Consider the following 13,306-nt stretch of genomic DNA (forward strand, 5'->3'; position numbering starts at 1 on the left):
ATGCCGGGCTTTTTGTACCGAACGATTATTGTTCGGTGGTATCCAGTGGTTCTGGCGTCGGCACGGGCACTGTTTCGACCCCGTCGACATCCTTCTGGATTTGATCAAGCAGCGAACCAGGCTTGGCTGGAACTTCGCTCTTCTCGGTCGGAGCAGCCGGTGTGGTCACGTTGGAGCCACCGTCTTTACCAAGAATCGCTTCGTCTCGGCTTACACCAGGCATGAAATCACCTGACAAGCTGACGAGCTGGTCATTTTGGTTGAAGAACACGCTGACGCGTTCCTGTTGGCGTTCACCGCCGCCTGGTTGCAGGCTATACAAATAATCCCAACGATCCGGATGGAATGTATCGGTCAGCAGGGCGTTCCCCATGATAAACCGCACTTGCCGACGGGTCATTCCCGGGCGTAACTGGTTTATCATGTCCTGCGTGACGACATTGCCCTGCTGGATGTCGATTTTGTAAACCCCGGGGAATGAACAACCGGCGAGTGCGAGCAGTCCCACAAAGGTGAAACTGGTTAGCAAGAGCTTGGTGTTTTGCATCGGTGGGCGACTTCCACTATCTTGGCTGGGACAACGTAAACGCCGATCATACCCGTATTAAGAGAAGCTGCGAAGCGGCTTCCGCGAGAAAGCTAACCATGGTTGAAAATAGCGAACTACGTAAGGCCGGACTTAAGGTGACTCTGCCACGAGTCAAAATTCTGCAAATGCTTGATTCTGCTGAGCAGCGTCACATGAGCGCCGAGGATGTTTACAAGGCTCTCATGCAAGCTGGCGAGGACGTCGGTCTGGCCACGGTTTACCGTGTACTGACTCAGTTCGAGTCTGCTGGGCTGGTGATTCGCCACAATTTTGATGGCGGTCATGCTGTGTTTGAGTTGGCGGATGCCGACGGTGGCCACCACGACCATATGGTCAACGTGGACAGTGGCGAAGTGATTGAGTTTTTCGACGAAGACATTGAAAAGCTCCAGCATGCGATCGCTGCCAAACACGGTGTTGAGTTGGTAGACCACAACTTGGTGCTCTACGTACGTAAGAAAACCAAGTAAGCAAGTCACACGAATTGCGGTTCGTGAAACGATCGAAGGCGACCTTAGGGTCGCCTTCGTGCTTTCTCTCGGTCTAGTGTGTTAACCGTTCGTCGCTAAGCTGCCTGGTTTTTTGCACTGACGACCATTTTCTTGGCGTGCGCCAAGGACTCTTTGGTCAGGTCGATGCCTCCCAGCATGCGAGCGACTTCTTCTACGCGTTCTTTTTGGCTGAGTTTTGACACCGCCGTGCGCGTGGCTTCGCTGTCGCGGACCTTGTGCACAAATAGATGCTGATGGCATTGCGCGGCGACTTGCGGCAAGTGCGTCACGGTTAATACTTGGCCCCGCTCGCCCAAACGGCGTAGCAACTGGCCGACAATTTCTGCCGTTGGGCCACCAATCCCCACATCCACTTCGTCGAAAACAAGGGTCGGTACGCGAGAGGTTTGTGCGGTGATGACCTGAATGGCCAGGCTGATGCGTGACAGTTCGCCGCCAGATGCCACTTTTGCCAAGGCTTTGAGTGGCTGACCCGGGTTTGCACTCACCAGCAGTTCGACGTGTTCAAGGCCGTAGGGCATCGGGTCGCTGCTGCTTTGCGATTTGAGTTCGATCACGAAACGGCCACCGGGCATGCCCAGGCGCTGAATCTCTTCTTCAACAGCGCTGCCTAAGCGTGTGGCTGCTTGAGTGCGCAGGTTGCTGAGTTCGCGCGCACATTCTTGATAGTGACGAGCGTAAGCCGTCAGTTCATTCGCCAGTCGTTCGATGGACTCATCATTGGCATTGAGCGTTTCGAGTTCATCCATCAGTTTTTGCTGCAAAGCGCATACATCAGCGGGCTGGACGCGGTGTTTGCGCGCCATTGTATAAATGGAGTCCAGTCGTTCTTCTAAATACTGCAAGCGCCGCGGGTCTGCATCGAAATGATCAAGGAAGCGATTAAGCTCGCCGACGGCCTCTTCGACTTGAATCTGTGCACTCGCCAGTAGATCAGAGGCTTCATTCAAGGCGCTGGCATTGTTGTTAACGCTGGACAGCCGATTCAGGCTGACAGTCAGGGCGTTGAGCACATTGCCAGAATCGCTTTCGCTGCACTGCTCGACTACCTGGCGGCAGATGGTGAGCAGGGTTTCGGAATTGGTCAGGTTTTTGTGTTCCTGCTCCAGTTCTTCCAGCTCGTTTTCGGCAAGTGCCAGATTTTCGAGCTCTTCAAGCTGGTAGCTGAGCAGCTGGTGGCGCGCTTGTTGTTGCTCGCCTGAGTTGGAGAGATGTTCGAACTCTTGCTTGGTCTGGCGCCAGCGTTGTGCGGCGAGCTGAACCTGGCGAGCGAGATCGGTGGCGCCCGCATATTCGTCGAGTAGTCGGCGATGAGTGTCGGGTTTTAGCAGTGACTGGTGTTCATGCTGGCTGTGGATATCGATCAGCAATTCGCCCAAGGCTTTTAAGTCGCCTTGAGGGCATGGTGTGCCGTTGATGTACCCGCGCGAACGACCTTCACTGGTAATCACGCGGCGCAGAATGCATAGGCCATCGTTGTCGAGGTCGCGCTCGGCCAGCCAGGCCCGTGCTTCGGGGATTTCCTGTAAGTCGAAGCTGGCCAGGATGTCCGCTTTTTCGGCTCCGGGGCGGACTACACCACTGTCTGCGCGGTCGCCCAGGGTTAGTCCCAGTGCGTCGAGCATGATCGATTTACCGGCGCCGGTTTCGCCAGTGATTACACTCATTCCGCGATCGAGTTCAAGATCGAGGTGTTCAACGATGGCGTAATTGTGTACGGACAGGTGCACCAGCATAGGAGCCGCTCCAAAACGTAATGTCTGGTTATTTATACAGTGTTTTGATTCGTGCTGACAATGGGCGGACTTAGTTCGATTTGCTCGTATTCTCAGAATTCTTAGGCCGTTTAGTGTTTTTACGTGGCCAGGAGTGATGCAAACCCATGACTTCCTGTTTCTGGCTCTTGAACCTGAAAATTGCGACCCCATATAACTTGGCACAAGCGCGAGTCGAGCTCGCGGACAAAGTTTGAAAGGAGAAATCTATGGCAGACGAACAGACTATGGATACGCAGAACCAAGACGCTAATCAGGCCGCCGATGCAGCAGGCGAAGATCTGGTGGCCCGTGTGCAGTCACTTGAAGAGCAGCTGGCAGCCGCCAATGATCAGGCTCTGCGCGTAGCTGCCGATCTGCAAAACGTCCGCCGCCGTGCCGAGCAGGACGTTGAGAAAGCACACAAGTTTGCTTTGGAAAAATTTGCGGGCGACCTGTTACCGGTTATTGATAGCCTGGAGCGTGGTCTTGAGCTGTCCAGCCCGGACGACGAGAGCATTCGTCCGATGCGTGAAGGGATTGAGCTGACCCTGAAAATGTTTCAGGACACCCTGAAGCGTTATCAGCTGGAAGCGATCGATCCGCACGGCGAGCCCTTTAATGCTGAGCATCATCAGGCAATGGCCATGCAAGAAAGTGCTGACCTGGAGCCTAATAGCGTGATCAAGGTGTTTCAAAAGGGCTATCAGCTCAATGGTCGCTTGCTGCGCCCGGCCATGGTCGTAGTGAGCAAGGCGCCTGCGCCGGTTTCGCCTTCGATTGACGAGCAGGCTTGAAATCGGTCGTAAGGCCCCCATTTAGAAGTCAAGCGATTAAGTAATGCCGCAGTTGGTCATTACTGCTGCGGCAAAAAAATTCAAATTTAGGGAGAGTTAACATGGGCAGAATTATCGGTATTGACCTCGGGACCACTAACTCGTGTGTTTCGGTTCTGGAAAACGGCAAGGCTAAAGTCATTGAAAACGCTGAAGGCGCGCGTACTACGCCGTCGATCATTGCGTACGCCAACGATGGCGAAATTCTGGTTGGCCAGTCGGCCAAGCGTCAGGCAGTGACCAATCCGCATAACACCCTGTACGCGGTGAAGCGTCTGATCGGTCGTCGTTTTGAAGAAGAAGTTGTACAAAAAGATATTCAGATGGTGCCTTACAAGATCGTCAAGGCAGACAACGGCGATGCTTGGGTTGAAGTGAACGGCCAGAAAATGGCGCCGCCACAAATCTCGGCTGAAATTCTGAAGAAAATGAAGAAGACCGCCGAAGACTACCTCGGCGAGCCAGTGACTGAAGCGGTTATCACCGTTCCTGCTTACTTCAACGACAGCCAGCGTCAGGCAACTAAAGATGCCGGCCGCATTGCGGGTCTGGACGTTAAGCGCATCATCAACGAACCAACCGCAGCAGCTCTGGCCTACGGTATGGATAAAGCGCGCGGCGACCACACTGTCATCGTTTATGACTTGGGTGGCGGTACGTTCGACGTGTCGGTAATTGAAATTGCCGAAGTGGATGGCGAGCACCAGTTTGAAGTGCTGGCGACCAACGGTGACACGTTCCTGGGTGGTGAAGACTTTGACATCCGTCTGATTGACTACCTGGTTGACGAGTTCAAGAAAGAAAGCGGCATGAACCTTAAAGGTGACCCGCTGGCGATGCAGCGTCTGAAAGAGGCGGCTGAAAAAGCCAAGATCGAACTGTCTTCCAGCCAGTCGACTGATGTGAATCTGCCGTATATCACTGCGGATGCCACTGGTCCTAAGCACTTGAACGTGAAGATTTCTCGCGCCAAGTTGGAATCGTTGGTTGAAGACCTGGTTCAGCGCACTATCGAGCCTTGCCGTATCGCGTTGAAAGATGCCGGTATCGATGTGTCGAAAATCAACGACGTGATTTTGGTCGGTGGTCAGACACGTATGCCGCTGGTTCAGAAGCTGGTAACTGAGTTCTTCGGTAAAGAAGCACGTAAAGACGTGAACCCGGACGAAGCGGTTGCCATGGGTGCTGCTATCCAGGGCGCAGTATTGGCGGGTGATGTTAAAGACGTTCTGTTGTTGGACGTTAGCCCGCTGACTCTGGGTATTGAAACCATGGGCGGTGTAATGACTGCTCTGATCGAGAAAAACACCACGATTCCTACCAAGAAATCGCAAGTGTTCTCGACGGCTGACGACAACCAGGGCGCTGTGACTATTCACGTTCTGCAAGGTGAGCGTAAGCAAGCTGCTCAGAACAAATCGTTGGGCAAGTTCGACCTGGCTGACATTCCACCTGCTCCACGTGGTGTGCCACAGATCGAAGTGACCTTCGATATTGATGCCAACGGCATCTTGAATGTAAGTGCAAAAGACAAGGCGACTGGCAAGTCCCAGTCCATCGTGATCAAGGCTAACTCGGGTCTGTCCGAGGAAGAAATTGCTCAGATGGTACGTGACGCTGAAGTCAACGCCGAGGAAGACCGTAAGTTCGAAGAGCTGGCGGCTGCACGTAACCAGGGCGACGCACTGGTTCACTCGACTCGCAAAATGGTTGCTGATGCAGGCGACAAAGTAACCGAGGAAGAGAAGGTCGCAATCGAAGCTGCAGTAGTTGCTCTTGAAGCTGCTGTTAAAGGCGACGACAAAGCGGCTATCGAAGCCAAGGTTGAAGAGCTGTCCAAAGTGTCTGCTCCGGTTGCTCAGAAGATGTACGCCGAGCAAGCGAACCCGGCAGATGCGCAAGCTCAGTCAGCTGATTCGGCTGAAAAAGCAGACGACGTTGTCGATGCTGAGTTCGAAGAAGTAAAAGACAACAAGTAATCAGCTTGTTTGTCGCCCGGTTGACCGCGCTTAAGCGGTGACTGGTAGGATGTCGCCGCGCGGGAGCTAGCTCCCGCGTTGGCGTGTCTGGAGTAGAGGAATTTTTACAGCATGCGACAAGGTCGGGTGCTGGCGGGCCGGGTCGAAAATTTCTAACTTTTTGGCTTTGAGTTACCGCTCCTGTCGGCCAAAGCATTGGCTGTTAAACAGAAACCAAAATCGTTGAAAAGACGTGAGTCGAGACTGATCTCCATCGGGCTTGGCGGGTTTGGTGAGGCTCGGGAGGGTTTTGCCGAACGTCCTTGAGAGTGCAAAGAATTATGGCAAAGCGCGACTATTACGAAATTTTGGGTGTTGAACGCACCACAACTGAAGTTGAACTCAAGAAAGCGTATCGCCGCCTGGCGATGAAGCATCACCCGGATCGTAATCCGGATGACAAAGCATCTGAAGAGCTCTTCAAAGAAGCCAATGAAGCGTATGAAGTCCTGTCGGACTCCAGTAAACGTGCGGCCTACGATCAATACGGTCATGCCGGTGTTGATCCGCAAATGGGCGGCGGCGGTGCTGGTTTTGGCGGTCAGAACTTCTCCGATATTTTCGGTGATGTGTTCAGTGATTTCTTTGGCGGTGGTCGGGGCGGCTCCCGGGGCGGTGCGCAGCGTGGTAGCGATTTGCGCTATACGCTGGAGCTTGACCTGGAAGAAGCCGTGCGCGGCACCACGGTCAATATTCGCGTTCCGACGCAGGTCAATTGCAAGCCCTGCGATGGCTCTGGCGCGAAGAAAGGCTCTTCGCCTGTAACCTGTCCTACGTGCGGCGGTATCGGCCAGGTACGCATGCAGCAAGGTTTCTTTGCTGTGCAGCAGACCTGCCCGCGCTGTCATGGTCAGGGCAAAATCATTTCCGACCCGTGTGACAGCTGTCATGGCGCAGGTCGGGTCGAAGAATACAAAACCCTGTCCGTGAAAGTGCCTGCTGGTGTGGATACGGGTGATCGTATTCGTCTTTCCGGAGAAGGTGAAGCAGGCATTCAGGGTGGGCCGACTGGCGACCTGTATGTCGTGATCGATGTTCGTGAGCACGCGATTTTCCAGCGCGACGGTAAGCACCTGTTCTGCGAAGTGCCTATCAACTTTGCAGAGGCAGCATTGGGTGCTGAGCTTGAAGTGCCGACGCTTGATGGTCGCGTGAAGTTGAAAATCCCGGAAGGCACGCAAACCGGCAAGCAGTTCCGTCTGCGAGGCAAGGGTGTGGCTCCAGTGCGCGGTGGTGGTGCTGGCGACTTGATGTGCCGTGTTGTCATTGAAACGCCGGTCAAGCTGAGCCGTCGTCAGCGTGAGCTGATGGAGGAGTTTCGTTCGACACTGGAAGGCGATAGCAGTCATTCGCCGAATGCCACGGGTTGGTTTGAAGGCGTGAAGCGCTTCTTCGGCGATTTGTAAGGAGCAGGGCATGCGACGTATAGCTGTGATGGGCGCTGCCGGGCGCATGGGCAAGACGCTGGTCGATGCGGTGCAGCAGCGCTCGCCGCTGGGTGGTCTCACGGCGGCGATTGTCCGTCCAGGTAGCACGTTGGTGGGGGCTGATGCTGGTGAGCTGGCATCTCTGGGGCGCATCGGTGTGCCGTTGTCCTCTAATCTGGACGCAGTGATTGATGAGTTCGATGTGTTGATCGATTTCACGCTTCCAGAAGTGATGTTGAAAAATCTGGAGATCTGCCGCAAGTCGGGTAAGGCCATGGTTATTGGTACTACCGGATTGACTCAGCCTCAAAAGCATCTGTTGTTTGAGGCGGGCAAGGACATCCCGATTGTGTTTGCCGCCAATTTCAGTGTTGGCGTCAATCTATCGCTCAAGCTGCTGGATATGGCAGCTCGTGTGATGGGGGATGATGCGGACATTGAAATCATCGAGGCGCATCACCGTCATAAAATCGACGCACCCTCGGGCACTGCGCTGCGCATGGGAGAGGTCATCGCCGGTGCGTTGGGGCGCGATCTGGATAAGGTCGCGGTCTATGGTCGTGAAGGTCACACGGGCGCTCGTGAGCGTGAAACCATTGGCTTCGCCACTGTTCGCGGCGGTGATGTGGTCGGAGATCACACCGTGCTGTTCGCTACTGAGGGGGAGCGGTTGGAAATTACCCACAAGGCTTCCAGTCGAATGACCTTCGCCAAAGGCGCTGTTCGCGCAGCGTTGTGGTTGGAGGGGCGTGAGCCTGGCCTCTACGACATGCAGGATGTGCTCGACCTGCGTTGAGTTGACTCTGTAAAATCCGGCTGTTGGTACGCCACTAGCCGGATTTTTAACCGCTACGCGATGTTCTGTCGCATTCCTCTGCCTTTTAGGCTCTTTTAGCGGTAGACCAAAAAAGCCTTTTTCTGTAAGCTACAGCTTTAGTGTGTCCACTAAAAGCGCGCAGATAATTCGATGAAGAAGCGGGGTGACGTGTCCATACGTCACTCCGCTTTTTTACAACCTGCGATCGCCCTTTCAGGCTTTATTTACGGGAGGTCTTCTTGACTAAGCAAGCCATACTCGCCCTCGCTGATGGCAGCATTTTTCGCGGCGAAGCCATTGGAGCCGACGGTCAAACCGTTGGTGAGGTGGTGTTTAACACCGCAATGACTGGCTACCAGGAGATCCTGACGGATCCTTCCTATGCTCAGCAAATCGTGACCCTGACTTACCCGCATGTTGGCAATACCGGTACTACGCCGGAAGACGCCGAGTCTGATCGTGTTTGGTCCGCAGGTCTGGTAATTCGTGATCTGCCGCTGGTTGCCAGTAACTGGCGCAACACGATGTCGCTGGCCGACTATTTGAAAGCCAACAATGTAGTGGCGATCGCCGGTATCGACACGCGCCGCCTGACGCGCATCCTGCGTGAAAAAGGCGCGCAGAACGGTTGCATCATGGCCGGCGATAACATCTCTGACGAAGCTGCAATTGCCGCCGCACGCGGCTTCCCTGGCCTGAAAGGCATGGATCTGGCGAAAGTTGTCAGCACTGAAAAAGCCTACGAGTGGCGCTCCAGCGTCTGGAACCTTGCTACTGACAGTCACCCGACTATCGAGGCCAGCGAACTCCCTTACCACGTTGTTGCCTACGACTACGGCGTAAAGTGGAACATTCTGCGCATGCTGGTTGAGCGCGGTTGCCGCGTGACCGTAGTGCCAGCACAGACCCCAGCCAGCGATGTACTGGCACTCAATCCGGATGGCGTGTTCCTGTCCAATGGCCCGGGTGATCCTGAGCCTTGCGACTACGCAATCACTGCCATCAAGGAAGTGCTCAACACCGAGATCCCTGTGTTCGGGATCTGCTTGGGTCACCAGTTGCTGGCTCTGGCCTCAGGTGCCAAGACGGTGAAAATGGGTCATGGCCACCACGGTGCCAATCACCCGGTTCAGGACCTGGACACAGGCGTGGTAATGATTACCAGCCAGAACCACGGTTTTGCGGTAGACGAAGCGAGCTTGCCGGCCAACGTGCGCGCCATTCACAAGTCGCTGTTTGACGGTACGTTGCAAGGCATCGAACTGACCGACAAGAGCGCTTTCAGTTTCCAGGGTCACCCTGAAGCAAGCCCTGGCCCGAACGACGTAGCGCCGCTGTTCGATCGCTTCATCAATGAGATGGCCAAGCGCCGCTGATCAGTTTCCTGCCGTAACGCCTTGTGGCGGTCCCGATTCCGGTGACCCCCGGGCGCTTCAGGAACCTGATTGACAGCTTGCCGACTGACCTGCGGATTTGAGTGACAAACCCATGCCAAAACGTACAGACATAAAAAGCATCCTGATTCTCGGCGCTGGCCCGATTGTGATCGGCCAGGCGTGCGAATTCGACTACTCCGGCGCCCAGGCCTGTAAAGCCCTGCGTGAAGAGGGTTACCGCGTCATTCTGGTGAACTCCAACCCGGCCACCATCATGACCGATCCGGACATGGCCGACGCGACGTATATCGAGCCGATCAAGTGGCAGACTGTTGCCAAGATCATCGAAAAAGAGCGCCCGGACGCCCTGTTGCCAACCATGGGCGGCCAAACTGCACTGAACTGCGCGCTGGACCTCGAGCGCGAAGGCGTTCTGGAGAAGTTCGGCGTAGAGATGATCGGCGCCAATGCCGACACCATCGACAAAGCCGAAGACCGTTCGCGCTTCGACAAGGCCATGAAGTCCATCGGCCTGGACTGCCCGCGTTCCGGTATTGCCCACACAATGGAAGAGGCCAATGCGGTCCTCGAGCGTCTGGGTTTCCCGTGCATCATCCGTCCGTCCTTCACGATGGGCGGTACGGGTGGCGGTATCGCTTACAACCGTGAAGAGTTCGAAGAAATCTGTACGCGCGGTCTGGATCTGTCGCCTACCAAAGAGCTGCTGATCGACGAGTCCCTGATCGGCTGGAAAGAGTACGAGATGGAGGTGGTCCGCGATAAGAAGGACAACTGCATCATCGTGTGCTCAATCGAAAACTTCGACCCGATGGGTGTGCACACCGGTGACTCGATCACCGTTGCTCCGGCACAAACCCTGACGGACAAGGAATACCAGATCATGCGTAACGCCTCCTTGGCGGTACTGCGTGAGATTGGCGTTGAAACCGGCGGCTCCAACGTTCAGTTCGGCATCTGCCCGGACACCGGCCGCATGGTCGTGATCGAGATGAACCCGCGCGTTTCTCGCTCTTCGGCGCTGGCATCGAAAGCGACCGGCTTCCCGATTGCCCGCATCGCTGCCAAATTGGCCATCGGCTACACCCTGGATGAACTGCAAAACGAAATCACGGGCGGCGCAACGCCTGCGTCCTTCGAGCCGTCCATCGATTATGTTGTAACCAAGTTGCCGCGCTTTGCGTTTGAAAAATTCGCCAAGGCTGACGCGCGTTTGACCACGCAGATGAAATCTGTGGGTGAAGTCATGGCTATTGGCCGGACTTTCCAGGAATCCCTGCAAAAAGCCCTTCGTGGTCTGGAAGTGGGTGTCAGCGGTCTTGATCCCAAGCTGGACCTGAGCAACCCGGAAAGCATGGCCGTGCTCAAGCGCGAGCTGACAGTGCCGGGCGCAGAGCGTATCTGGTACGTAGCTGACGCGTTCCGCGCCGGCATGACCGTAGAAGATATCTTCGGCATGAACATGATTGACCCTTGGTTCCTGGTACAGATCGAAGATCTGATCAAGGACGAAGAAAAAATCAAAACCATGGCCCTGTCCTCGATCAATCGCGACGCCATGTACCGCTTTAAGCGCAAAGGCTTCTCCGATGCACGTCTGGCCGTATTGCTGGGCGTGACCGAGAAGAACCTGCGTCGCCACCGTCACAAGCTCGAAGTGTTCCCGGTCTACAAGCGCGTTGACACCTGCGCGGCCGAGTTCGCGACAGACACGGCCTACATGTACTCCACCTACGAGGAAGAGTGCGAAGCCAACCCTTCGGATCGTGACAAGATCATGATCCTGGGTGGTGGCCCGAACCGTATCGGCCAGGGTATCGAGTTCGACTATTGCTGCGTTCACGCGGCTCTGGCGCTGCGTGCCGATGGTTACGAGACCATCATGGTCAACTGCAACCCGGAAACCGTTTCCACCGACTACGACACTTCGGATCGCTTGTACTTCGAATCCGTGACCCTGGAAGACGTGCTGGAAATCGTGCGTGTCGAGAAGCCAAAAGGCGTCATCGTTCAGTACGGCGGCCAGACCCCGCTGAAACTGGCACGCGCTCTGGAAGAAGCGGGTGTGCCGATTATCGGTACCAGCCCTGACGCTATCGACCGTGCAGAAGACCGTGAGCGCTTCCAGCAAATGGTTGAGCGCCTGAACCTGCGTCAGCCGCCTAACGCCACGGTGCGCAGCGAAGACGAAGCTATTCGTGCTGCTGGCAAGATCGGTTACCCGCTGGTTGTTCGTCCTTCCTACGTGTTGGGCGGTCGTGCGATGGAAATCGTCTACGAAGAAGAAGAGCTCAAGCGCTACCTGCGTGACGCGGTGAAAGTGTCCAACGATAGCCCGGTGTTGCTCGATCACTTCCTTAACTGCGCCATCGAAATGGACGTAGATGCTGTCTGCGACGGCACTGATGTGGTGATCGGCGCGATCATGCAGCACATTGAGCAGGCAGGTGTTCACTCGGGTGACTCCGCGTGCTCGCTGCCGCCGTACTCGCTGCCGCTGCACATCCAGGACGAGATGCGCGAGCAGGTCAAGAAGATGGCGCTGGAATTGGGTGTTGTTGGCCTGATGAACGTGCAGTTGGCCTTGCAGGGCGAAGACATCTACGTCATCGAGGTGAACCCTCGTGCTTCGCGTACTGTTCCTTTCGTATCCAAATGCATCGGCGTTTCCCTGGCAATGATCGCTGCACGCGTCATGGCCGGTAAAACCCTGAAGGAAATTGGTTTCACTAAAGAGATCATTCCTAACTTCTACAGCGTGAAAGAGGCGGTGTTCCCGTTCGCCAAATTCCCGGGTGTCGATCCGATCCTTGGCCCTGAGATGAAGTCCACCGGTGAAGTGATGGGTGTGGGCGATACCTTTGGCGAAGCGTTTGCCAAAGCTCAGATGGGTGCAAGCGAAGTATTGCCAACGGGCGGTACTGCATTCATCAGCGTGCGTGACGATGACAAGCCTCTCGTGGCTGGCGTTGCGCGCGATCTGATTGATCTGGGCTTCGAGATCGTTTCCACGGTTGGCACTGCCAAGTTCATCGAGGCAGCGGGTCTGAAAGTGCGCCGCGTGAACAAAGTGACCGAAGGTCGTCCTCACGTTGTCGATATGATCAAGAATGATGAGGTCACTCTGATCATCAACACGACTGAAGGTCGCCAGTCGATTGCTGACTCTTACTCCATTCGTCGTAACGCTTTGCAGCATAAGATTTACTGCACCACGACCATTGCTGCTGGCGAAGCAATCTGTGAAGCGCTTAAATTCGGTCCTGAAAAAACCGTACGTCGTTTGCAGGATCTACACGCAGGATTGAAGGCATGACCAAGTACCCAATGACAGTCCAGGGTGCAAAAGCCCTGGAAGAAGAGCACGCACACCTGACCAAGGTTGTCCGACCAAAGTTGAGCCAGGATATCGGCACAGCGCGTGAGTTGGGCGACCTTAAGGAAAACGCTGAATACCATGCAGCCCGTGAGCAGCAAGGTATGGTTGAAGCGCGTATCCGTGACATCGAAGGTCGCATGCAGAATGCCGTGATCATCGATGTGACAACGATTCCTCATACCGGGAAAGTCATTTTCGGTACGACGGTCGAGATCGCCAACGTTGAAACTGACGAAAGCGTTACCTATCAGATCGTTGGCGAAGATGAAGCGGACTTCAAACTCGGAAAAATCTCAGTGGGTTCGCCCCTGGCTCGCGCCTTGATTGCCAAGGAAGAGGGTGATGTCGTGGCGGTGAAAACACCGGGCGGCGTCATTGAGTACGAAATTGTTAAAGTCAGTCACATCTGAGTCAAAGCGCCCGCTTCGTGCGGGCGCACTGCTTTTTGCCGCTGACCCGGCCAGGTCGGGTTGGCAGCTTGCACGTGCTGTATACAGATTTTTACCGGCGCTGGCGGCAAAAGGGTTGGCGCTGTTTTTGATCGATGAAGTGCGCGGTACGGATTGTACGCGGCGGGTAG

The 13,306-nt window shown here is 55.2% G+C and carries 10 protein-coding genes; 8 read left to right on the forward strand and 2 right to left on the reverse strand.

What is annotated here, in order from left to right:
* Window positions 1-25: 25 nt before the first annotated feature.
* Window positions 26-547: an outer membrane protein assembly factor BamE gene (locus tag ACP7A4_RS21020; protein ID WP_048365990.1), complete on the reverse strand. Its 522-nt coding sequence runs from the start codon at window positions 545-547 to the stop codon at window positions 26-28.
* A 98-nt stretch (window positions 548-645) separates the two neighbouring features.
* Between ACP7A4_RS21020 and fur the strand changes: the two genes are divergently transcribed.
* Window positions 646-1,059: a ferric iron uptake transcriptional regulator gene (gene fur / locus ACP7A4_RS21025; RefSeq protein ID WP_003439580.1), complete on the forward strand. Its 414-nt coding sequence runs from the start codon at window positions 646-648 to the stop codon at window positions 1,057-1,059.
* Window positions 1,060-1,154: 95 nt separating this feature from the next.
* Here fur and recN read toward each other — a convergent pair whose 3' ends face one another.
* Window positions 1,155-2,837, reverse strand: a complete 1,683-nt coding sequence (gene recN / locus ACP7A4_RS21030; protein ID WP_059762586.1) for a DNA repair protein RecN — start codon at window positions 2,835-2,837, stop codon at window positions 1,155-1,157.
* Between the two features lie 248 nt (window positions 2,838-3,085).
* Here recN and grpE point away from each other — a divergent pair, with 248 nt between their 5' ends.
* From grpE to greA, 7 genes are all read left to right on the forward strand, one after another.
* Window positions 3,086-3,652, forward strand: a complete 567-nt coding sequence (grpE, locus tag ACP7A4_RS21035; protein ID WP_048365992.1) for a nucleotide exchange factor GrpE — start codon at window positions 3,086-3,088, stop codon at window positions 3,650-3,652.
* Between the two features lie 101 nt (window positions 3,653-3,753).
* Window positions 3,754-5,670, forward strand: coding sequence for a molecular chaperone DnaK (gene dnaK / locus ACP7A4_RS21040; protein WP_048365993.1), 1,917 nt, complete (start codon window positions 3,754-3,756; stop codon window positions 5,668-5,670).
* A 320-nt stretch (window positions 5,671-5,990) separates the two neighbouring features.
* Window positions 5,991-7,115 carry a molecular chaperone DnaJ gene (gene dnaJ / locus ACP7A4_RS21045; RefSeq protein ID WP_059762584.1) on the forward strand — a complete coding sequence of 375 codons (1,125 nt, stop codon included), beginning with the start codon at window positions 5,991-5,993 and terminating at the stop codon, window positions 7,113-7,115.
* Between the two features lie 10 nt (window positions 7,116-7,125).
* On the forward strand, window positions 7,126-7,932 hold the full coding sequence (dapB, locus tag ACP7A4_RS21050; protein ID WP_059762582.1) for a 4-hydroxy-tetrahydrodipicolinate reductase: 807 nt from the start codon (window positions 7,126-7,128) through the stop codon (window positions 7,930-7,932).
* Between the two features lie 260 nt (window positions 7,933-8,192).
* The gene (carA, locus tag ACP7A4_RS21055; RefSeq protein ID WP_048365996.1) at window positions 8,193-9,329 is read left to right on the forward strand and encodes a glutamine-hydrolyzing carbamoyl-phosphate synthase small subunit; all 1,137 of its coding nucleotides are present in this window, start codon (window positions 8,193-8,195) and stop codon (window positions 9,327-9,329) included.
* A gap of 112 nt (window positions 9,330-9,441) precedes the next feature.
* On the forward strand, window positions 9,442-12,663 hold the full coding sequence (gene carB / locus ACP7A4_RS21060; RefSeq protein WP_048366043.1) for a carbamoyl-phosphate synthase large subunit: 3,222 nt from the start codon (window positions 9,442-9,444) through the stop codon (window positions 12,661-12,663).
* Window positions 12,660-13,136: a transcription elongation factor GreA gene (gene greA, locus ACP7A4_RS21065; protein WP_048365997.1), complete on the forward strand. Its 477-nt coding sequence runs from the start codon at window positions 12,660-12,662 to the stop codon at window positions 13,134-13,136. Before carB ends, greA begins: the two co-directional genes overlap by 4 nt.
* Window positions 13,137-13,306: the final 170 nt, after the last annotated feature.

Origin of the sequence: Pseudomonas sp. TWR3-1-1, from assembly GCF_049896545.1 — a bacterium.
Taxonomy (GTDB): Bacteria; Pseudomonadota; Gammaproteobacteria; order Pseudomonadales; family Pseudomonadaceae; genus Aquipseudomonas; species Aquipseudomonas weihenstephanensis.